This window comes from Pseudomonas sp. Leaf15, assembly GCF_001421425.1.
In the GTDB taxonomy this organism is placed as follows: Bacteria; Pseudomonadota; Gammaproteobacteria; order Pseudomonadales; family Pseudomonadaceae; genus Aquipseudomonas; species Aquipseudomonas salomonii.
Window position 1 is genome coordinate 1 of the sequence record NZ_LMKI01000016.1, and the last position, 21,435, is coordinate 21,435.

The following is a 21,435-nucleotide window of genomic DNA, read 5'->3' on the forward strand; positions in this document are numbered from 1 at the left end:
CGTTGGAATGTAGCGACGGGGTGGGTGATGTCGACTTCTCCGATTATGTGGTTGTTGTGGAAAAACGATAATGCACGGAGTTATGTCGGCTTTGGGTCGTCTTCGGCCCGTCGCGAGATGGAAGAAAACGACCCAATACAGCCGGTCGACACTGGCAGAAGTGGGCCAAAAGCGGAATTTATCTGCTATGACACCAATGACGAGTTGGCCTGCGAGGTAGGCTGTAAAAATATGATCACTACAGTGAACCAAGATGATTGCTTAAGCTATTTCGTCGTCGTGCATGGCATTGACATTGAGACCTACGAACGACTGGCCGTTCACTTCGAATGTCGTCGTGGCGGCATGCGAGTGACGGACGGAAGCCGGTATATCTCTATCCCAGTCACGATGGCTGCCTTAGGGGGTACCCTTGCTTGGGTCAAAACCGAACTCGGGGGCGCTACTGTGAGCTGTATTTAATAGTGTGCGTCGCAACCAAATTGTCTTGGAGCGAGGTTGTCATCAACTCTGAGATAGCTTTGCTCGCTGGTCAAGCTGGTGCGGCGATTAAGGTTGCTTTTAAGCTGCAGTATCCACATTGGGTCGAAAGCTGTCCGTCATGGAGTCAGCGCTGCGACTCTTCGGCAAATGGTGGTACAAACTGAGCATATGACGACTTGGATTGAGGTGATATGAATCAGCTGAGTCCCGATCTGCGTGAAGATCTCCTCGAAGTGCTGGATGAGGTCTCTACACTGATGTCCGCTGAATATGCGCAGCTTGGCCCCTTGCCTGATGATCATCCACTGGCACAGTCAGGTCTTGAGAATGGGGCGGAAATCGTTCTGGACTACATCGCGCACGGCGAAGCGGGTGTCGCACTCGATCATCTGTTCTACATGATCAAGGAGCCCCCTCTCGCTATCTCAGCCAGATCTGCCGAGAAGCTGGCTCGGCTTGCCAAAGTGTTCGAAATGCCCTTGAGCTGGAGGGCATGAGGTCTGATCGGAGAGTAGAACAGGACGCGCCATCGTCGGAGCGGAAGACGGCTATCGGCCAGAAGCAGTCATTCGAGCGTGTCTATAAAATGCATGACGACTCAGTCTGAACTGATAAACCCTTTTGGGAACTGGTGGAAGGCGCGCTCGCTCAGCTAGCTATTTCTCTTCAGGGGCTGCATCCTCGGAACGGTTGGTAATGTCGATTGGCCAGCTGTTGGCCTAGTGCATCAAGCTGTTCATGGAGGAATCATGTCGATATTGAATGACGTACTGCTCTGGTCGGAAAAAGACCTATCTCTTTGGCTTCGAGATGCAGCCAGAAGGCTGCTGCTCAATGAGCAATTGGGCCCTCAGGATTTCCGTGATTTTTACGCGCTTCTGAAGCATGAAAACGACATTGAAGTCGTGGACGGTCTTCAGGCAAACCCGCTCAGTGCCGATCACATACCCGCCGGTGGTGAGGCGGCATTAAGCGTCACGCTCAAGTCGATGAGTGATTTGGAAAACGTCAATAGAATTATGCCAGGCCAAGTCCTTTCCTTTGAGGAGAAGGGCGTGACCGTGATTTATGGCGGTAATGGCGCCGGGAAGTCTGGTTATGCGCGAGTATTGAAACATGCCTGCCGTGCTCGAGACAGGGGCGGTGAGATACTCGGTGATGTCACCAAAGCGGCGGTGGGCGCCGGTAAACCTAAGGCGACGTTCACCGCGTCGTTGAACGGGGTAGCTCAGACGTTTCATTGGACAAGTGGCTCGGTGCCCCCTCCACAGCTTTCTTATGTGAGTGTATTCGATACCTCTTGCGCGAGCGCCTACCTAATAGAGGGCGATGCAGCGTACCTTCCGAGGGGATTAGACGTGGTTGAGGCTTTGGCAAGTAAGGTTGTGCCAGAGGTCTTAGCCTTAATGAATGACGAGTTGAAGGGAATTGACGTCTCGCTCGACATTCTTGCCGGTTTTAATAAAGAAACTGCCGTCGGCAGGTTGCTCGAAAATTTTGGAGAAAAGACAAGTAGGGAGAATATTGTCCGTCTGGGCGCGCTTTCGCAGGAAGAGCGAGACAGGCTCAGTAATCTGGAGTTAGCGATAGCAGAGCCTGATCCCATATTGAAATACCAAAGTTTGAAGACTTCTGCCGCTCACATCAAAAATCTTGCAGAAACAATTCTGAAGAAAGAGAAGTACACGACGGAGAAGGCCTTAGATAAGCTTAAGCGTTTGGTTAAAGAGTCGTACGATGCTACAGAGGGCGTGGATGCTGCTGCACGAGCGCTTAGGGTCGAAGATGATCTCTTGCCGGGCTCTGGTGAAGCTATTTGGAAAGAATTGTTTCTTGCTGCGCAGAAGTACTCTACAAGTGTTGCGTATCCAGGCCATGACTTCCCTAATTGTGCGGAAGAGGCTGTCTGTGTGCTCTGTCAACAATCGGTAGAACCAGCCGCAGGAAGAATGCGTCGGTTCAACGATTTTATAAAAGAAAATGCAACTAAGCTTGCTTCGGAGAAAAAAACAGCGCTTGATGATGTTCTGGATCAGATAGATCGCTCAAGTTTAGATTTCGGCTTTAGTCAAGCCCTGGCAGTAGAGCTCGAGGGAGAGGCAGAAGGGTTGGTCGACCGACTTAAGAATTATCAAGATCAAATTAATGGCTACAAAGCATGGATGTTGAAAGCGGCCCGCTCTGTAAATTTGGACGACGTCCCAGACCTGGATGCTAGTCCTGTTAGTGAACTGCGTAAAGTTGCAGCCATTAAACTTTGGAAAGCCAGATTCTATAAGAAGGCGTCGAATCCCGAAAAGCTCAAAAAGCTATCAAATGAGCTAGCCGAGCTGAAGTCTCGTGCAGCTCTTGCTCTGATAGTTGAGGCTGTGCTGGCCCTTCATGGTCGTATTGTCTATCGTGCCAAGCTTGATGGGTGTAAGGGGCAATTGAATCCTAGAGCTATTTCAGCGAAATCTAAAGATATAGCGGGGAAAATAATTACCGACTCCTTGAGGAAAGCTCTCGATGAGGAGTTTATCAAACTGGGTATCGGGCATATAAAAACCAAACTCAAGGAAAGAGTTGATCGCGGCACCGTAAAATTCACGTTGTTGCTCGATCTGCCTGCTGCAAAAAAAATAGAGCAAGTTCTGAGTGAAGGTGAACAACGAGCGGTTTCGCTTGGAGCATTTTTAGCGGAACTTAAACTTTCGGATCATCGAGGTGGGATTATATTTGATGATCCCGTATCGTCTCTTGATCATGTGAGGCGACGTCAAGTTGCTCGACGATTAGTTGAGGAAGCTGCTTTTAGGCAGGTGATTGTTTTGACGCATGATATATCCTTTCTGAGTGAATTAATCGATTCGCTAGGGGAGGCGAAAGTGATTCCTCACCTTGTTCACCATTTAGAATGGGTGGGAGATGCTGCTGGAGTAGTCAAGCAGGGATTGCCGTGGGATAAAACTGGATATAAAGAACGGATTCGCCAGCTTGAAGCTCGAGTAAAAAAAATGGAGCCATGGCCCGTTTATCCAGGCGAAGAATTAGTTCGAGATGTGCGAATTCTTTATAGCGACATACGTGCGACCGTAGAGAAGGTCGTAGAGGATGTCGTATTAAATGGAGTTATTACTAGGTTTAGTGACATGGTTGGTGTCGGGAATTTGCATAAGATTACGGGGCTTCGAAAGCAAGACGCTGATGATATTGTAATTTTGTGGAAAAAGGGCCATAGGATGACGGAGGCGCATCTTCAGGCTATGAATAAAGACATGCCAGTAGCGGGATTGGAAGAAATCAAGACGGATGTTGCATCTATTCAACTATTAGTAGATAACGTCAATAAATATCGTGCTAAACCCGCCGAAGCGTGATTGCTTCATAAGCCCGGCGTAAGCCGGGCATCACCGAAATTCTTTGATTTAGAACCCCGCATCTATGATCAGCTCGGACGGGTTGCACCCCCGTGCCGCTGAAACAATCAGGGACAGATCGTATTGATACTGCCGGCAGACCTCACTCCGCAGCTCTTTGCAGGTCACAGCGGGCAGGAATCGGCCATAAGCAGATATTCAAAAAATCTACTAAACTGTGGTCGATTCATAGCTAGTGAACGGCACATTGTTTTTCAGGCAGTCTATGAAATGTTAAGCGAGGCGCGAAATGGATGAAATACCAGGTCAACTGTTATTGAATACCGATATCGACACCGTAATAGTTCTGGTAGTTGATGACTTACCAATGATTGGCGAGGCCGTACGCCGTAACCTAGCCGGTGAAAGCGATATAGAGTTTCATTACTGCGCTGATGCGATGCAAGCCGTTATTGAGGCCGAGAAAATAAAACCTACGGTGATTCTTCAAGATCTAGTCATGCCAGGAGTTGACGGCTTTTCCTTAATAAAAGCATATAAAGAAAACCAAAGCACTCGAAATATACCTATAATTGCCTTGTCCACTAAAGAAGATCCAGTAACAAAGAGTCGCGCCTTTGAAGTTGGCTATAGCGACTATATAGTTAAGTTGCCGGACCCCATAGAGCTTGCGGCTCGCCTTCGATATCACTCCCGATCCTTTAATACCACAACACAACTAGATCGCACATATCGCGCCTTAAGAGTTAGTCAGCAGCAGCTATTAGATACAAATCTAGTTTTGCAAATTGCAAACAATAAGTTGCAAAGACTGATAAATTTTGACGGTTTAACTGAGCTTTCGAATCGTAGGCATTTTGACGAGTTTTTAGAGCGCGAGTGGCGGCGGGTGCGTAATGAACATTTAGAGATATCTTTATTGATGATTGACGTCGACTTCTTCAAGCTGTTCAACGATCGCTTTGGGCATTTGGCTGGCGATGAGGCATTAAAAAGTGTTGCGTCTGCAGTGCGGGACTCGATAACCAATGAGAGTTATTTGCCAGCGCGATACGGGGGAGAAGAATTCGCAGCAATCTTGCCAGGAGTATCGTCAGATGAGGCCGAAGTCATTGCGGAAAAACTACGCGAGAATGTGGAGTTATTAAATATACCGCACTGCTCACCAAATACTGATTCGGTAGTTACAGTTAGCATTGGGCTCGCTACTTTTTCACCGATAAGTTCTGAAAGCAGCAAAATGCTGATCGAACTCGCTGACAAGGGACTATATCTGGCGAAGGGCCGTGGCCGTAACCAGATAGCCGTTTATAAGGAAATGTGAATCTAAGACTTTTTATACAAGCGTGCGAATGGCTGCTTTTGGCCGATTGCTGACCGTAACGAAGGGCCGCAAGCGGCTATCAACGACATTACCGTTTCTTGCCTTACGCCCACTGCCCGCTGCCAACCTCGTCGGAATAAAGTCAATTTTTTAGCTTGCTGAAACGTTTCATCAAGTTTATAAAAATGGCACAACTCCAAGAAAGGCTGCCGCCATGACCCCGCTCAAACTCTTCGTTGCCCTCAGCGCACTCTCCGCTGCCTCCCACGCCATGGCCTGGGATTACGTTCTGCTCGACACCGACAAAGCCGCTCAGAGCTGGCAGATCACCAGCCAGCAACTCGGAATAAAAACCGACAAGCCCTTCAGCGTTACCCTGCGCACCTTGCACGGCGGTCGGCAGGAGGGCGTCAGCATCGTCGACATTGATAACGGCACCATGAAACTCTCGGTAGTGCCGACTCGCGGCATGAACGTCTTGCAGGCCTCGGTCGGCAGTGTGCGCATGGGCTGGGATTCTCCGGTCAAGGAAGTGGTCAATCCGTCCTTCATCGAACTCAATGGCCGCGGTGGTCTGGGCTGGTTGGAAGGTTTCAATGAACTGGTCGCCCGCTGCGGATACGAATGGGTCGGCCACCCCGGCGTCGACAACGGCGAACTGCTGACCCTGCACGGTCGGGCCGCCAACATTCCTGCGAACAAAGTCACCCTGCATATCGATGAAAAACCACCGTACGCCATCACCCTGCGCGGTGAATTGAAAGAGCAGGCGTTCAAGAAGGTCGACTTCTCGGTCGCCACCGAACTGGTCACCGAACCCGGCAGCGTCGTGTTCGCCCTCAACGACACCCTGACCAACAACGGCGACTATCCGAAGGAATACCAGGCGCTGTATCACAGCAACTTCAGCACCCCGTTCCTGGAGCAGGGCGCTCGTTTCGCCGCGCCGGTAAAACAGGTGTCGCCGTTCAACGACAAGGCCAAGGGCGATCTGCCCGACTGGCAAACCTACCGCGCACCGACCAAGGACTACGACGAAACGGTGTACAACGTGGTGCCGTATGCCGATGCCAAGGGCGATACGTTGACCGTGTTGCATAACAAGGCCGGCAGCCTGGGCGTTGCGGTCGGCTTCAATACCCAGACACTGCCCGTGTTTTCCCTGTGGAAAAACACCGATACCCAAGGCCAGGGCTATGTCACGGGGCTGGAGCCAGGGACAAGTTTTTCCTACAACCGCCGCTACCAGCGGCCACTGAACCTGGTACCGACAATTGGGCCCAAGGAACACAAGCAGTTCCGCATCAGCTACAGCTTGTTAGCGGATAAGGCGGCGGTGGATAAGGCCTTGAAGCAGGTGAGCGAGATTCAGGATGGGCGGGAGACTGAGGTGCGGCAGACGCCGTTGGTTGATCTGACCAAGGAGTGACACCGGCTGGGGCATTGTCGGCCGATATTGCGGCCCTTCGGCCAAGTGTTCGCGTCTGATTCTGTTGGCTTGTTCAAGGTCCGCCAGAGAGCGCGTGAACTTGAGCAGTCGATGGGCTGCTCGCAATGATTCAGACACTGCCGGCTTTAGGCGGAAAACGGCCTCTCGCGACATACAATGATCGGCACGCATCGGATGGCGAAGCTGAGCCCCCAAAAATACGCCAAACCGGTGATGAGCACACTTCAAACTGTGGGAGCTCTCGAGCCCCAGCGAGGCAGCGAAGGCGGCGGCACAGCCACCAACAAGGCTGGATCAACCCCCCATTTCCAGCCCCACAAAAACCAGAAAACCCGCCAAAGCGGGTTTCCTCACAGCTCACATCACATCAACTCACAGCAGGCACATCAAACCCGCGTCGCTCCATCACCGTAAACACATCCGACACATCCTGGATCATGATCCGCGCGGTATTGGCGACGGTATTAACATCATGCTCGGCGTAGTCCGACACATTGGAACAGGCCATCAAGTGCAGGTAGGCGAGGGCCGCATTGAGACGCTCGCTGGCGCAGGCGTGCAGCTCGCTGAGCGGGGCGTCGCTGTCGATGAGCAGGACAGGGTATTCAGTTGCGGTTTGGGACATGGGGGTGAAGCGGCGGGGCGGGTGTTGAGTAGTCATGGTAATAGTCCTTAAAAAAGAAAAATTGCCACCTTTTGCTGCGAAACAAACGGGTGGCAGCTGTGCGCGGGTTCGCAGACCGGAGGACTATTACCAGACCCGGCAGACCCGAAGGTCTCCCACGCACAACCGCCATAAAACGAGACACAGCTGTGAATCGGCTGCGTCGGGTTTGACGGTACTGGTAATAGTTTTTAGGGCTGCGAAACCCTGTCGCTGGCCATGGCTGGCGACGGGGCGAACTATAAGGTGTGGTTAGCCAGGGTGCAACTGAGAGGATGTATCAACCTCAGTCATTAACTTTTCCATCCCTAGGTCAGGAAGATTTGGCTAGGTTCACAGGCCTGCGCAGCCATGCGCGTTCGGCCTGCTCAGTCGTTTGCAGCGGGAGCCCCTAGCAGGGCTACGTGCATAGCTGGTAGAAATTGGTCGACTTGCTTCTAGTGTAACCGGACGCCAATAGCTGAGAGCCGTCGAACGTGAACGGCAGCAAACGGCCAATAGCTGCCTGTCGGAATCGGCTGAAATAGCCACAAAGCGGTCATCTCCGCGTTCCAGTATTATTTTGCCGATCTTCGGACTGTTTATAGGTAGGTTGATCCATGGCTAGAAGCGTTAGGCTTCAAAAAAAACTGCATACACGGCATCTGATGGAGATAGCTGAAGAGGTGGTACTTGACGCTAGCCTTGTTGGAAAGCTCTGGGCGCTCAATCAAGGTGACAGATTTGAATTGAATTCAGATTCTCTCAGTTCTGCAGTTGTTCAAAAGTACCGCTTGGAATACGTGATAACGAGAGGCCCTCTTCCTGGGCACTGGCTATACACAAAATTTGACCCAGAGGAACTTGTATTATTTTTTACGGCGAAAGACTTTGACGGCATTTGCCATGGCTGGACTCTGTTTGACGATTGACAATCTCAGTTTTAGCTCACTGAGAGGCCGCTCTGGGTCGATTGCTGCCACACGTAGACTGAGTAGATATCAACCCTGACCCTATTCGCCGTCATCGAGCCGCTGGGGTAAGCTTCGCGCCAGAAGCTTCACCCACCAAGGAGAACAAACGGCGATGGGCTTGTTCAGTCGATTGTTCGGCGATCGCTTCACACAACCCCCACCAGATGAACCACGGTTGAGCGATGCCGCGATTATGCGTGAGCTTTATCCATTCGGTGCGCAACTGAGAACGTTCACCCAGGCCCTGTTGGCGCGGCAGCCTGAAAAGGAACGTGCTCGTCTCGTGAGAAGGGTGTCGCGCTATTACAACCTAGGTGAAGACCCGGTCACCGCGTTGGTCAGTGGTCTTTTGGACGCTGAGAAAGGCCAGTTACTCAATAATATGGTTCTCATGGCCGTGGACGTGGACGGCTTCGATGATTTCAAGTACCTGGCACCGAAACTGGTTGAAGCCAGCGGTATTGACCAGATTTATGCCTACACGCTGGAAGAGACGCCAGCACTGATGCAAGTGCTGATCGATTTCGATCAATGGCTGACCGGGTTCGGGAAGCGCTTTCTGCATGTGGATACAGGCGGCGCCGATTATGTGGGTTGCATCATTGAGCAAGATTGCGTCGAAAACCTGATCGAGCTGGCTAAGCAGGCTGGCATCGACGCAGGGCTCGATCCCTATTGAGACAAGTTGGCTGATCGCTATCGGCTACAAGCGGGCATTCGTGTTTTCACGCATGGCCCGACAACGGTTACTTTGCCCATTGCTATTCAATGGTACATACCGGCCACATGGCCACGGTCGACCAAGTAGGCTGCGGTATTACATCCCCTTTCGTAGCTGTTTCGTAACCGTCCGGGCAATACATCCGTCGTTCGTTATTTGAGCTTCCTGATCAAGGTAGCCACCATCAATTCCAGGGTCCGAGTGTAAGCATCAACCCTTTCGTTCAAGGCCGTGATGACAGGGCTCACGTTCCGTATGTAACCGGCTAAAAAGAGCGCATCGATTGACTCAAGCGCATGAATGACCACCGATTCCTCTTTCGCTTCAAGCAGCCTTAACAGTATCTGCAACGCGTGTACATCATTGCAATCGGTGAGCGATTCGGCACATCGGCCCAGCCACACATCAGGCTTCACGCCAATGGCGGATTCAAGTTCGTACCAGTCAGACGCGGTGAATTCAGAGACCTGAGCACCGGCAACATCAATGCCTTCATCCGACCAGTAGTCTTCAGAGCCGCATGAATGCAGAAACAACTCATATTCTTTGAACATCGCTCACTTGTCAGAATTTTGAATGCGTCCGGCAAAGTCATCTAGCATAAGTTTGCTGCCTAGGCGAAACCTCAGGAACTCAGTCCCAAAGATGCTGCATGCTAGGTCTGGTATAACCCCAAACGCGTGGCACCCCATCCTCTAGAGAGAAGGGAAGGTTGTGCTTTCTTAGCGTGGAAAGTAGCCAATCGAGTGAGACCGCTCTGAGTTCGATCCACTCAATTTCTGCTACCGGATGGATGTGGTAATGCCATTCTCGATCCCAATCTGTGCAGTAATCGCTTGGAGCTAAGACACTGTGCAATCTGAACTCTGGCTTCATTTGCGGGGTGTTAATCATTGCTTTGATCAGCTCAGCCCATTTGGTGTAGTTCATGACGGGATAAATCATGCCCGCAGTCAGCAGCCTGCGAATTTTCGCTTTTGTAACCTCGTCGAGTTCAGGCAGTTGATGCATAAGATTCGCGTAATTGTATGAAGTGAGTACAGTCTAACCCAACACACCTTCCGCGATTAAACAGGCGCCCACCTGTGTGGCAGCAACTCAGTAATCTCGCTCGCCCGCTACGTCGGTAGGCGTGTAAGAACGTCCTTCAAGTACGCAAACGGATTACGCATTTTCAATTATGTCGCAACCGTAAAACGAAATGCCTGTTCCTGCAGGCCTGCTTCGATCAAACCAGCCAATTGCTGGGCCGCCGCAGTGGGCTCGCCGCCACCGCTGTGCAGCACATAACCAAGACTCGGTACGGCGGGTAAACCAGAAACCACACTCAGATGGCTCGGCAACCCAATGCGAGTACGCAGCGTCACGCCCAGTCCGGCAGCGACGGCCGCCCAGATACCCGCCACGCTGGGGCTGGTGAGGGCGATGCGCCAAGGTATTTGCGCGGCGTCCAGCGCCTGGGTGGCGGCGCTGCGAAGTACGCAAGGCGCGTCGAACATTATCAAGGGCAGCGGTGAGTCGTCAGCGGCCGTCGGCAATGGCGTATCGCGCGGCCCGATCCAGTGCATCTGTGTTTCGCCCAGGCGCGTGGCATAGGGCGACAGGTGCCCGGTGTCCCAGGTCAGGGCCAGGTCCAGGGCTGCACTTTCGACCAGCGTCAGCAGTTCCTCATTACGGGCGATCCTGACTTCGAGGCTCACCCTCGGGTACGTCTGTACGAAGCGTCGCAGGATATCGCTCAGGAAATGTTCCCCGAAGTCCTCTTGAAGCCCCAGGCGCAGGGTTCCGGCGGTCTGGCTTTGATGCACGCTGTGGAAAATGCTGTCGTTCAACTCCAGTAACCGGCGGGCATGGCTCAGCAGTGTTTCGCCTGCGGGGGTCAAGACCAGCCCGCGACCGGATTTAGCCAGTACCGGCGTGCCTATCTGCTCCTCAAGTTTCTTCAACTGAGCACTCACGGCAGACGTCGACCGACCAAGACGATCTGCAGCTTTGGCAAAGCTGTTGAATTCCACACCCGTGACGAAGGTGCGCAATACATCAAGATCGAAGGTGGGGCGGCGCATTCAATAGTCCACTAATTCCGGATGGTGGATGCTATTAAATCTGATATTCGGAAGGGTTGCGACTTGATAATTTTCATCCTTCAGATCGGGACATCGAAGGGGAAAACATCATGAATACAGCTATGGCCACTGGGGGAGAGTCCCAGGGCAACTATCCGCAGAAGTTTGCCGAGTTGACCGACAACATATTGTTCGGCGACATGTGGACGCGTACGCAACTCAAGCCCCGTGAACGCAGTTTGGTGACGGTGGCTGCGCTGGTGGCGATGTACCGTCTTGAGCAACTGCCGTTTCATTTGCAACGAGCGCTGGATAACGGCGTGAGTGCCGACGAACTGGCCGAAGTCATCACCCATCTGGCGTTTTATTCAGGTTGGCCGACGGCCGCTTCGGCGCTGAAGGTGCTGAGCGAACTACAGGTTGGCCTTTCAGAATGTCAGGAGTAAGCGCTGATGCCGTTTGCACGAATTTCGCTGCACCGAGGCAAGTCAGCCGAGTATTTACAGGCGTTGTCTCAGGGGTTGCACGACGCCCTGGTCGAGAGCTTCGAAGTACCGAAGGCAGATCGCTTCCAGGTCATTCACCAACATGAGGTCGGCGAGCTGATATTCGATCCCCACTACCTGGGTGGGCCGCGTAGCCATGACTTTGTGCTGATCGCGATTACTGCCGGCCGTGCTCGAAGTGTTACGACGAAACAGCATTTTTACCGTGATCTGGTCGAGAAACTGGGGCGGGCGACGGGGCTGAACGCGGAGGACGTGATGGTGGTGATCACCACCACGGCCGGTGATGAGTGGTCGTTTGGGGGAGGGCGGGGGAACTAGGCTTTAAGTAAAACGGGGTCATGACCCCGCTTTTACGCTAGAACGTCGGTAACTGATCCAACGCACAAGTACGTTCTATTTTCGGCTCTTTGGCCGTGGGCACGCGCACGCCCGTATCGACATTGAATATGTCGATGTAACAACGGCTCAGCGAGCCTGGGACGTCGGCAATCCCGCCTTTAATCACATAGCGTGCGCCCGGCGCAAATTCGCTGATAAACGATACGCTGCACGAGCGATGGGCATTGGCCATGCCGCGCATTTCCAAATGCATAGGCTTGCCGGCTTCAATCGGGAAATAACCCTCCGGCGTCGAGACGTTCTCAGAAACGGAAACCAACTGCTTCCCTATCCCCGACTCAGTCGCCACGGTTCTGCCGTATTTGCAGCCGATGGCTGGCGCCTGGACCAGCGTCACGTTGTTTCGATAATTTTCCATCGACACCAATTCACTGCGGATCATCGCCTGGGGCGCCCCCGCAGGCACAAGGTATTTGGGCGCTGGGGCGCAGCCTGCAAGCAGCAGAACGGTACACAGGTAAAGAGGCTTCATAATGTCCTTATTAATGGCGGTAGAGGCGGCGTTAACAGACCTGATCAATCAGAATGAGTCAAGCAATAAGTGCGAAGAATAGGCGTCTGGCCAGGTTTGAAATAACGGTGAATTGCCCTTGGGTTATTAATTTTTCAGCTCCTTAATGACTATGCCGTGAAGCCCCGGAGCGTCCAGTGCGTAGGCATGCACTTAGAGTGAAGTAGTTCATTTCTGAAACGCTAGAACCATCCCTATACACGTCTTACCTCCGCTGTAGCGCCTTCTTATAGTCGTGCGCCTCAGTCACTTGGAGGTGCACGCATGCAGGGACCCTACGCATTTATCAATGAACGACCCCAGCCCTATCCATTGCTTAAACTAAGCTTGGCGCTTGATCCGCGTACGCAGACCAAATTCGACATCCTCAATCAGCACATCCGCAACACGGTGGTGTTGCCTGGGCAATTGGTGATCATTGAAGATAGCCGAACCGCCGCTTGCACCGCTGAAGAGGCACAGCTTATGCGCTCGGCACAAAATATAAAGCTCGCCCTGTTGGCGTATTCCGCAACTGACCAGTTCCTGATCAAAAACTATGATCAGGTGCAGGCCATCTTGACTTATTCGTCCCTTGGCACCGGCACTGCCAGCAGTGCATGGAGCAAGCATCTGGCGCAAGTTGAGAAGACCCTTATCGAAATCGAGAGTTTGCATAAGCAGTACTTGAGCAAAGGCACCACTGGGGCAAGGGAGGAGTTTTTGGTTAAGCGAAGGGCGCTGTTTGCCAAGTTGGATAGCCAAATCTCGGGCATGGCGCGCTTTGGTACGGGGTTACGAAACGAAGGTTCGATTAAAAAGATGCTGGGGATTTCCAGTAAAAGCTACTGGCAATACGGGGAAATTCGGGGGTATGAGGAAAGGGTTAAGCGTTTGGCCAAGGCCTCGCAAATATTGAAGAAGGGGACTTACATTGGCATAGCGTTGGATGTTGGGGCGACGGCGTTGGAGATAACGGAGGCGTGTTCCACAGGGCGTGAGCAAGAGTGTACGCAGGCGACGTATGTTGAAGGGGGTAAGTTGGTGTTGGGGGTGGGTGGTGCATCTGTGGGCGGGATATTTGGGGCGCCTATCGGTGTCGGCGCCTGCATGATTGTTTTTGGCATACCCACAGCAGGTGCCGGAGCGTTGGCATGCGCCATTGTCGGCGGTGCCGCAGGCGGATTTGCTGTAGGTAAAGCCCGCAGCGTTTTGGGAGAAGGCACAGGGAAATTTCTCTATAGGACGGTGGGGGATTAAATGGTCTTTGAATATATCGGCATGGGCGCTGGGATCGTCATGATATTAAGCTTCCCGCTGTTTTCATGTGCCATGTTCAAAAAGCTCGACGCTGCAGAGCGCTATGTGGAGGGCAGCGCTTACATCGCTGTGCACAGGGGTATTTTTCGTCATGCCCCTTTTGATGGAAGGCCTCAGCGGCTGGTTGCCATGGCTATCATCATTCTTGCTCCAAGAATATTTCAATGGAGGCGTTTAGTACGAGTTGAGGACGTTGAAAATATCCCGCGATATCTCAAGTACTGGATGGTCATACCGACACTGGTTGCTTTCACGTCCGTTACCGTCATGTGTATCAGTTGGCTATTGATATAACGCTAATTTCTCCGGGATGTGGCGGCTCTCTGTCGCCTCCGGGAGGAAATCGGGGTCAGGAATCCCTGAGGGTCTGACCCCGTTTTACTGTCCGTCGCGAAAGACTCAATACGACCCAAAGCGATCATCCACTCGTGACTATTGGGACCATGCGTCCACGTCGTTTATCAGTTCGCGCCAGGCATCTTGTGCCTTCTGCTCCGAGGTAAATATTTGTACTTTTGGATGCCAGAACTGCCCCTCAATTACGATGCATTCCAGTGTAGAGTCCTGAAACGTAAAGACATAATGGATGGCATCTTTTAGAAACCGTTGCTTATCGTGTCGCGGATGAATGGCGTTTCTTTGCTCAAGCTCTGCTAGCCAGGGCGAATTATCTATTCGATGAATTTGATAAGGCTTGATGCCAAGTCTAATAAGCGGATGGCCGCCCAAAGCCTCGTCGTTTGGTGAGCCGAACTGAATTTTTTTAACCAGGGGGAAATGGATTACGGCTATTTCTTCCTCTGCGGTGCAATACCGTAAACATAGCTGCGTGTCCGTGGCAAACACAACGGGTTCGGGCGATGTACTTGGCTGTGGCCAGGAGTCGAGCAGCACTACGGTTACGAATGACATAGGGAAGCCTTGTGAAGAAATAGGGGGTAAAACAGAGTGCGAGAGCGACGCGTTGTCGCAGTCGGGCACAGGCATGTTTTCCGTAATGCTCATTTTGTGGGGCGGCACGTGCGTGTAGTCGCCATGGCTCTCATCATTCTTATCCCCAAAGCGCAAATCAGGACCAGCCCCTGAAAAATCCCAAGGAGGATGATAACCGAGAATTTTTATAAGGCACCGACTGTCGGACTCATCTCAAGAACCGCTCTGGCACGCCGATGACGCAGGTGTTAGCTTGCGCGGCTCCGGCCACGAACCGGAACCGCAGACAGGGATGTTTGGACGTCTTTCGCGCCCAATCAGGCGCACCTCATTCCTGTCATGAGTATCATCCGATGCTGCAAAAATCCCTAAGAGCCCAAATCCTCGCGTTGTTGAGCGGCAGCCTGTTGGCGATGCTGCTGATTGCTTTGTCATGCTTTCATTTCCTGTCCAGCGGCGTGCAAAACTACGCCAACCTGATCGAAGGTCCGTTGCACACTTCGCAATTGATCGACGAGGCCAACCTGCAATTCAAGGTGCAGGTTCAGGAATGGAAAAACGTATTGCTGCGGGGCAAGCAGCCGGCGGACCTGGATAAATATTGGAAGCAATTCGAAGACCGTCAGCGCGACGTACAGGGCATCCTTGGCGAATTGGCTAACCAGAAAGGCCTGGACGGCCAACTCAAGACCCGTATCGAACGCCTGCGTGACGAACACCGTCAGTTGGGCAGCGCTTACCAGAAAGGTCGCGATGCCTATATCGCCGCGGGTGCAGACCCCACCGCAGGCGACGCCGCCGTCAAAGGAGTGGACCGTGCCACCAGCGATCAGATGAGCGAGCTTGTCGGCGACTTGCGCAAGCAGGGCACCGAGCAATCCACGCTGATCAGCGCCGCTGCCAAGCGCACGGTGATGCTGGGGATTATCGTTATGCTCGCCTCGGGGTTGTTGATCGGCTTGTTGAGCCTTTGGCTGATCAACCGCAACCTGGTTGACCCCATCCGCAAGCTGATCGACTACGTGGCGCAACTGAGCCAAGGCAAGTTTGCCGAACGCGTGGCCAGCAGCCGAGAAGACGAGTTGGGCAAACTGGCCATGGCCGCCAACAAGTTGCGCGACTTTCTCGCTGAAACCTTCAACCGTTTGCAGCGCAGCGCCAAGGATCTGGACAGCGCAAGTGGTGAGTTAAACGCCATCGCCGTTCTCATGGCCAGCGGCACCAACGAGCAGTTCAACCGTACCGATCAGGTGGCTACGGCGATGAACGAAATGTCCGCCACCGCCCAGGAAGTTGCTCGTCACGCAGCCGATGCCGCACGCGCCGCCGATGATGCCGACCAATCCGCGCAGCAGGGCGAAAAAGTCATGCAGGGCACCATTCACACGATCACCCGGATGCGTAGCGAGATCGCCAACACCGCCACGGTCATCCGTCGCCTTGAAACCGACAGTGGCCGTATCGGCAAGGTGCTGGAAGTGATTCGCGGCATCGCCGAGCAAACTAATTTGCTGGCGCTGAACGCGGCGATCGAAGCGGCACGTGCTGGTGAAGCCGGACGCGGTTTTGCGGTCGTGGCTGACGAAGTGCGTAGCCTGGCCCAGCGCACGGCAGCGTCGATCATCGAAATCAACCAGATCATCCAAACGGTGCAAACCGGCGCGGTGGACGCGGCTCATGCTATTGAAAGTGGCCAGTCGCGCAGTGAGGAAAGTGTCGCGCAAGTGAATGAAGCCGGCGCCATGCTGGAGCGCATCACCCATGCCGTGGAAGCCATTCGCGACATGAACCGCCAGATTGCCACTGCCGCCGAAGAGCAAACCTCGGTAGCGGAAGACATCTCGCGCAACCTCACCGAAATCACCACGATTGCCAGTACCAACCTGGACAACATGCAGCGTACCGAAGCTGCAAGCCGCAACCTTCACGGGTTATCAGGGCAGTTGAATGAAGTGACGGCACGCCTGAGTGCTTGAGGAAATCGGGGGCAGACCCTGAGGAATTCCTGAGGGTCTGACCCCGTTTTATGCAAGCTTATGACGCAGTCGATCAGATACCCGAGTCTATGCGAATCCGTCTGCTATCACTTCGTGCATTCACTGATGATGGGATGATGCTCAATGCCGACGTCGTTGATGGAATAGCAATAGAACCTGTTGTTACTCGGATGTTTGCCGATTCAGAGATTAGTTACATTCACGTTCACAATGCCAAGCAGGGTTGCTACTCCGGGCGAATAGATAGGGCGTAGTCGCCGCAGTCCTGGTGGCTCGTTCCTCTTTCGACTTTTCTGGTCACCTATTTTCCGCTATTGGCCGACAGTAGCCGCTCATGACAGACCGCTTCCGGCCAATTTTCGAGCCTTGGCACCCCATTATCGGCACCAATTTTCCGATGCTGATAATTGACTACATTTCACCGAAGGCGTCGATACGACTACCACCGCTTCCACCACGCCTTCTGAGCAACCACCTTAGGCGCTAGCGAGGCGATCTTAGAACCTGCAATCGTTATCGGAGCGACCTCCATACCTTCGAAGCTACCCAGACCCAGAGGGGGGCTTTCTGCTTGTAGAAAGCGAGTGGTTTCTGCTGAAGCCACTGCATGAAGTAACGACGAAGGCCCTATATTCCGACTCAAGACGTGAATGCCATTCTCTGGGTCATGCAGACTACTTGCGTCGGTGCCTTCAACGCCATCTATCAGAAGCGGCTGGATGATGACTGTCCCAAGTTCATAGGTGATATCCAGATCACCGCAAACGCAACGCAGCTTTTGCAGTTCACCATTCGACGATACACACACAAAATCCAGCCCATCGTCATCCGTGCAAAAGCTGCAAACGGGTAATTGAAGGCTTTTACTTAGCGCTAAATTTACATTCAGGAATGCTCTCTTGAAGTAGTCAGCAAGCTGAGCATCCTTAAGCACTTTGTATATTCGCGATAAAGCTGCCAATTCTTGAGGGAGCTCAAGTGGTACATCCTTGGTGGGTGGCATCGATGTAAAGGGCCATTTCCGTTCTTCGCCAGCCTTGAACGTGTCTAAGTAGAACGACGTGGCGCTTTCATCCTGGTGCAATGACCACCCAATGCTCATCGGCAAAGTAGAAAGTGGCTCTAGCTCCGGCATCACATTCATCGCGTGAGCAACGACAAGGTACCCCATTGTTTAGATCCTTCAGGTACAGGGCTGAATCGCCCCAAGCATAGTCGATACTTAAGTGAGTGCTATTGGCCGAAAGCATTCGTTCGTAAGGGGCAGCTTTGGACTCCTACCGGACGTTTACACAACCGGTTCAATGATCGCTACGGTTCCAGCCAGTCAGAATGAAGCTGCGGAAAGCGCTCTTGCAGCCACTCAATAAACACTTGAACCTGTGGCGCCAGATGCGTCCGGCTGGGGTACAGCAACGACACCGGGCGAGGGGCTGGCCGATAGGACCTTAGAATTTCGACTAAACCACGACTGTCCAAATGCTCTGCTACGGCGATCCCCGGCGCCTGGATTATTCCGAAACCCGATACGCCGCACTGAACGTACGCATTCGATTCGGTGACGGTGATGCCGGCATTACTGACAAACGCTCGATCCTGACCCTTTACCGAGAAATGCCAAGGTAATGTCCTGTTGCTCTGACCGGACAAGAAGTTGACGCCTCGATGAGCGGCCAGATCGTCGAGTGTCTTTGGTTCGCCATGCTCCCGCAGATATTCGGGCGCGGCACAGGTGACCATGGTCGCCATCGCGATAGGGCGAGCGATCAGCGTTGAATCCGGTAGATCGCCAATACGCAACGCACAGTCAATGCCTTCACCGACCAAGTCGACAGCCCGGTCCGTCACGCCAAGAATCATGTTTATACCAGGGTAGGCGCCAGTGAATTCTTTAAGGCTCTTGATGAATTCCATTTGCGCGAAAGCGGTCGGGATATCGACGCGAAGTCGGCCTGCAAGCGTTGCCCCGGAGCGGTCGAACATCGACGTCGCAGCAGAAATACCCGCCAGAATTTCCTGTACCCGCTCATAAAAACGCTCACCCTCGGCGGTGAGTGCCACCTTTCTAGTGGTGCGCTGGAACAGGCGCACGCCCAATGACGCCTCCAACTCCTGGATAGACCGAGTGACCTGAGGTCGCCCGATGTCCAGCGATTCGGCGGCTTTGGTAAAGCTGCCGAGTTCGGCAAGCCTGGCGAACAGTCGCATCGATTGAAGCAATTCCATGACGCTTTCCTATCAACCCCGGCTGAATAACCCAGTTGAATATGATTGTTGTCCAAGGATAGAACAATCATGTCTTTTTCCACGCATTTATTGCTCGCCCTCAAAAGCAAAAAATGCACGCAAGGCCGAACCGATCCTGGTTTGTGGCCATTGACGTGTATTGGGAGATTCGCAATGAAAGCTTGGTTATTAAAAGATTTCGGCCTCGACAACCTGCAAGTGGGAGAGGTGGCGACCCCGCACCCCAAGGCCGGCGAGTTACTGGTCAAGGTCGGTGCCGTCTCGCTCAACTTTCGCGACAAGGCTATCGTCGACGGCATTTATGAGCCGCACAAGGTGCCCAAACCACTGATCCCAGTGAGCGATGCGTCCGGCACCGTGGCAGCGGTCGGTGATGACGTCACACGTTTTAAAGTCGGTGACCGCGTCAACTCGCATCTCTACTCACGTTGGCTGGATGGCGAGCCAGGGCCGAACGAACCCGATTACTGCTTCGGTTCGCCGTTGCCCGGCGGTTTAGCCGAATACATGATCATCCATGAAGACAGCGCCGTCGGCGCACCTGACAACATGAGCGACGAAGAGGCGGCAACGCTTCCGATTGCTGCGCTCACGGCCTGGTATTCGCTGGTGGACTTTGGACACATTCAGCCGGGCCAGACCGTGTTGGTTCAGGGCACCGGAGGCGTGTCCATATTTGCCGTGCAGATCGCAACTGCGCTTGGCGCAAAGGTCATTGCGACGTCGAGCAGCGACCAGAATTTGCAAGCCGTGAAGGCGCTGGGCGCCGTGGCGGGTATCAACTACAGAACGACCCCGAAATGGGCGGACGAGGTGCTGAAGCTGACCGAAGGCAAGGGCGTGGATCTGCTGCTCGATGTCGCCGGCGGCAGCGGCATCAATCAATCGGTCGCAGCGACCAAGGCATCGGGGCGTATTGCGCAGATCGGCTTTTTGACAGGGCAAACCGTTGAACTCAATCTGATGCCGCTCATTTTCCGTCAGACGACTATCCGCGGCATCGCCGTGGCGCCACGCTCATCATTCGACCGCATGAACGCATTCCTCAACGAACACAAGATCCATCCCGTAATCGATCAGGTATACCCGTTCGAGAAAGCACGGGAAGCTTATGAGCATCTGGCGAGGGGAGCTTTTGGAAAGGTGGTGATCAAAATCGCTTGATTACGTTAAGGCGCCGATATGGCGCCTTTTTCGCCTATCGCAGCACAAGCATTCCCAAATTGGCTGACTACTTCCAATGATGGCCAATAGAATTCATCGCCACCTGTCGGCGTGTTTTGCGTTAGCGGGTGTTTTCTCGTTGCGAAGGCTGTGTTTATAAACAGTTTTTCTGTGTGTTGGCTTGTGTCCTCTAACGCGTCGTAGATACAGGAGGGCGATCATTGACTAGTCAGAAGACTTTCATTCAAATAAGCTTGTTCTGGCTCTTGTTTTTGTTCTCAGTTTGAAAAAGGAAATCGATATGCCAGAAGAAAATATTTCCGTAAATCGAGGCGCATCCATGACTCTGTCTATTTCGGAACCTGGTGCAGGTCGTTACAAATAATAATCGAGTGCTCTAGCCGCAAAAAAAAGGACTTTGCAAATGATCGATAGTAGAACTGAACCCAACCTGATGAAAGTGAACGATCCCAATAGCAATCCAAGGCTGCCTTTCAAGACCTTTAACCATATCGGGAGTTTTCTTTTAATTCTATTGAGTGTTTTTGCAACTACTGCAGCTGTTGGTAGCCAGGATGCATCGACTGAAAAAGAATATTCCGATGCAATAGCATCCTATGCAGCCTTGATTGGATTTGAACCTATGCATGGGAATGTTAAAGATAGCCTTCAACTTATTAAATATGTTGAGGATGGAAAAGTCACGAAAGAATACTTTGTTTCTTTTGGTGCCAATGGATGCATTGAGTCCATGAAATTGCAAAATACATATGCTGGAAAGGCTTCTGTAAACTTAAAAAAAATAAAAAACAAAATGACCTCGTTTCACGGGAAGGCTGAAGAGGAATATTATGATCTTGATGCTGATTGCAAGATAGTGAAAAATATAAAAACCAATGAAGAGTATATCTATGAAAGTAATTTGATATCCGAGGTGAGGAAAAATGGAGAGATTGTAAAAAGCTTTAAATTTAACTCTAAAAATGAGCTCATTGAAGTCACTCAATATGCACCCTATGAATATGTGCAGAAATTAGAGTATCTAAAAAGTAAAAATACCACGACGGGGATTGTAACCTCTGTTCGCATGGGTGGCAGTTCAGCAAATGAAGAGGCGTCATGCTTTGACTTTGACGCAAATAGAAATCCATCGTATTGTGACGTTACTCGTAATATAAATTCTGAAAATAAAAATATAAAATACATGTACGAAAACAACTATTATTGATCTTTCAGCTTTTATCTCGCTGGGAAATCGGGGTCAGAAATCGGGGTCAAACCCTGAGGACTCCCAAGGGTCTGACCCCGATGCTGCTCTAGCTGGACAGGATGCTCCTCGGCGTCCGTTTTGGCACA

Annotated in this window: 23 protein-coding genes and 3 pseudogenes; 16 read left to right on the forward strand and 10 right to left on the reverse strand. The window is 52.3% G+C overall.

The genetic code is table 11. The features are described from left to right. From ASE80_RS14465 to ASE80_RS14485, 5 genes are all read left to right on the forward strand, one after another. Positions 1-462, forward strand: a 462-nt coding sequence (locus tag ASE80_RS14465) for a hypothetical protein (RefSeq protein WP_056859519.1), incomplete at its 5' end; no start/stop codon positions are given. Between the two features lie 212 nt (positions 463-674). Beyond that, entirely contained in the window at positions 675-980 is a 306-nt protein-coding gene (locus ASE80_RS14470) for a hypothetical protein (protein ID WP_039011496.1), read from the forward strand. A gap of 252 nt (positions 981-1,232) precedes the next feature. Beyond that, complete coding sequence (locus ASE80_RS14475; RefSeq protein WP_056859520.1) at positions 1,233-3,842, forward strand: AAA family ATPase; 2,610 nt, start codon at positions 1,233-1,235, stop codon at positions 3,840-3,842. 289 nt (positions 3,843-4,131) lie between these two features. Then, on the forward strand, positions 4,132-5,166 hold the full coding sequence (locus ASE80_RS14480) for a GGDEF domain-containing response regulator (RefSeq protein WP_056859521.1): 1,035 nt from the start codon (positions 4,132-4,134) through the stop codon (positions 5,164-5,166). A 214-nt stretch (positions 5,167-5,380) separates the two neighbouring features. Beyond that, positions 5,381-6,595, forward strand: a complete 1,215-nt coding sequence (locus ASE80_RS14485) for an aldose 1-epimerase family protein (protein WP_056859522.1) — start codon at positions 5,381-5,383, stop codon at positions 6,593-6,595. Positions 6,596-6,610: 15 nt separating this feature from the next. Here the strand turns inward: ASE80_RS14485 and ASE80_RS31430 are convergent. Together ASE80_RS31430 and ASE80_RS14490 are read right to left on the reverse strand one after the other, a co-directional pair. Then, positions 6,611-6,724 (reverse strand): annotated as a pseudogene (locus ASE80_RS31430) (Mg chelatase-like protein); the annotation flags it as partial. 259 nt (positions 6,725-6,983) lie between these two features. Continuing rightward, positions 6,984-7,277, reverse strand: a complete 294-nt coding sequence (locus ASE80_RS14490) for a hypothetical protein (protein ID WP_056859523.1) — start codon at positions 7,275-7,277, stop codon at positions 6,984-6,986. A gap of 602 nt (positions 7,278-7,879) precedes the next feature. On the opposite strand from ASE80_RS14490, the gene ASE80_RS14495 reads away from it, so the two are divergent. Together ASE80_RS14495 and ASE80_RS14500 are read left to right on the forward strand one after the other, a co-directional pair. Beyond that, positions 7,880-8,191 (forward strand): hypothetical protein, encoded by a 312-nt coding sequence (locus ASE80_RS14495; protein WP_056859524.1) that lies wholly within the window; start codon positions 7,880-7,882, stop codon positions 8,189-8,191. Positions 8,192-8,345: 154 nt separating this feature from the next. Beyond that, complete coding sequence (locus ASE80_RS14500; RefSeq protein ID WP_056859525.1) at positions 8,346-8,912, forward strand: DUF6630 family protein; 567 nt, start codon at positions 8,346-8,348, stop codon at positions 8,910-8,912. Positions 8,913-9,106: 194 nt separating this feature from the next. Here the strand turns inward: ASE80_RS14500 and ASE80_RS14505 are convergent, their stop codons facing one another. From ASE80_RS14505 to ASE80_RS14515, 4 genes and pseudogenes are all read right to left on the reverse strand, one after another. After that, positions 9,107-9,508: a hypothetical protein gene (locus ASE80_RS14505; RefSeq protein WP_056859526.1), complete on the reverse strand. Its 402-nt coding sequence runs from the start codon at positions 9,506-9,508 to the stop codon at positions 9,107-9,109. A 79-nt stretch (positions 9,509-9,587) separates the two neighbouring features. After that, complete coding sequence (locus tag ASE80_RS14510) at positions 9,588-9,965, reverse strand: DUF6678 family protein (RefSeq protein ID WP_056859527.1); 378 nt, start codon at positions 9,963-9,965, stop codon at positions 9,588-9,590. Between the two features lie 56 nt (positions 9,966-10,021). Next, positions 10,022-10,117, reverse strand: a pseudogene (locus tag ASE80_RS31845) (transposase domain-containing protein); the annotation flags it as partial. 15 nt (positions 10,118-10,132) lie between these two features. Further along, positions 10,133-11,020, reverse strand: a complete 888-nt coding sequence (locus ASE80_RS14515) for a LysR substrate-binding domain-containing protein (protein ID WP_056859528.1) — start codon at positions 11,018-11,020, stop codon at positions 10,133-10,135. Between the two features lie 110 nt (positions 11,021-11,130). Here ASE80_RS14515 and ASE80_RS14520 point away from each other — a divergent pair, with 110 nt between their 5' ends. Both ASE80_RS14520 and ASE80_RS14525 read left to right on the forward strand, forming a co-directional pair. Continuing rightward, on the forward strand, positions 11,131-11,466 hold the full coding sequence (locus ASE80_RS14520) for a carboxymuconolactone decarboxylase family protein (protein ID WP_056859529.1): 336 nt from the start codon (positions 11,131-11,133) through the stop codon (positions 11,464-11,466). Between the two features lie 6 nt (positions 11,467-11,472). Next, positions 11,473-11,847 carry a tautomerase family protein gene (locus ASE80_RS14525; RefSeq protein WP_056859530.1) on the forward strand — a complete coding sequence of 125 codons (375 nt, stop codon included), beginning with the start codon at positions 11,473-11,475 and terminating at the stop codon, positions 11,845-11,847. Between the two features lie 37 nt (positions 11,848-11,884). Here the strand turns inward: ASE80_RS14525 and ASE80_RS14530 are convergent, their stop codons facing one another. Then, a complete protein-coding gene (locus ASE80_RS14530) occupies positions 11,885-12,400 on the reverse strand; it encodes a hypothetical protein (RefSeq protein ID WP_056859531.1) in 516 nt (171 codons plus the stop codon). 303 nt (positions 12,401-12,703) lie between these two features. Here ASE80_RS14530 and ASE80_RS14535 point away from each other — a divergent pair, with 303 nt between their 5' ends. Further along, positions 12,704-13,678 carry a hypothetical protein gene (locus tag ASE80_RS14535; protein ID WP_056859532.1) on the forward strand — a complete coding sequence of 325 codons (975 nt, stop codon included), beginning with the start codon at positions 12,704-12,706 and terminating at the stop codon, positions 13,676-13,678. Next, a complete protein-coding gene (locus ASE80_RS14540) occupies positions 13,679-14,032 on the forward strand; it encodes a hypothetical protein (protein ID WP_056859533.1) in 354 nt (117 codons plus the stop codon). A 138-nt stretch (positions 14,033-14,170) separates the two neighbouring features. Here ASE80_RS14540 and ASE80_RS14545 read toward each other — a convergent pair whose 3' ends face one another. Further along, on the reverse strand, positions 14,171-14,650 hold the full coding sequence (locus ASE80_RS14545) for a hypothetical protein (RefSeq protein WP_056859534.1): 480 nt from the start codon (positions 14,648-14,650) through the stop codon (positions 14,171-14,173). 953 nt (positions 14,651-15,603) lie between these two features. Between ASE80_RS14545 and ASE80_RS31850 the strand changes: the two are divergent. From ASE80_RS31850 to ASE80_RS14555, 3 genes and pseudogenes are all read left to right on the forward strand, one after another. Continuing rightward, positions 15,604-15,714: pseudogene (locus tag ASE80_RS31850) on the forward strand (hypothetical protein); the annotation flags it as partial. 228 nt (positions 15,715-15,942) lie between these two features. Further along, positions 15,943-16,647 carry a methyl-accepting chemotaxis protein gene (locus ASE80_RS31855; RefSeq protein WP_371920508.1) on the forward strand — a complete coding sequence of 235 codons (705 nt, stop codon included), beginning with the start codon at positions 15,943-15,945 and terminating at the stop codon, positions 16,645-16,647. Positions 16,648-16,697: 50 nt separating this feature from the next. Beyond that, positions 16,698-16,922 carry a DUF1203 domain-containing protein gene (locus tag ASE80_RS14555; RefSeq protein ID WP_256598309.1) on the forward strand — a complete coding sequence of 75 codons (225 nt, stop codon included), beginning with the start codon at positions 16,698-16,700 and terminating at the stop codon, positions 16,920-16,922. A 185-nt stretch (positions 16,923-17,107) separates the two neighbouring features. Here the strand turns inward: ASE80_RS14555 and ASE80_RS14560 are convergent, their stop codons facing one another. Together ASE80_RS14560 and ASE80_RS14565 are read right to left on the reverse strand one after the other, a co-directional pair. After that, on the reverse strand, positions 17,108-17,839 hold the full coding sequence (locus tag ASE80_RS14560; RefSeq protein WP_056859536.1) for a hypothetical protein: 732 nt from the start codon (positions 17,837-17,839) through the stop codon (positions 17,108-17,110). Between the two features lie 140 nt (positions 17,840-17,979). Then, on the reverse strand, positions 17,980-18,894 hold the full coding sequence (locus ASE80_RS14565) for a LysR family transcriptional regulator (protein ID WP_056859537.1): 915 nt from the start codon (positions 18,892-18,894) through the stop codon (positions 17,980-17,982). Positions 18,895-19,068: 174 nt separating this feature from the next. Between ASE80_RS14565 and ASE80_RS14570 the strand changes: the two genes are divergently transcribed. Beyond that, entirely contained in the window at positions 19,069-20,079 is a 1,011-nt protein-coding gene (locus ASE80_RS14570) for a zinc-dependent alcohol dehydrogenase family protein (RefSeq protein WP_056859538.1), read from the forward strand. Between the two features lie 424 nt (positions 20,080-20,503). Then, positions 20,504-21,307 carry a YnfC family lipoprotein gene (locus ASE80_RS14575; protein WP_056859539.1) on the forward strand — a complete coding sequence of 268 codons (804 nt, stop codon included), beginning with the start codon at positions 20,504-20,506 and terminating at the stop codon, positions 21,305-21,307. Positions 21,308-21,435: the final 128 nt, after the last annotated feature.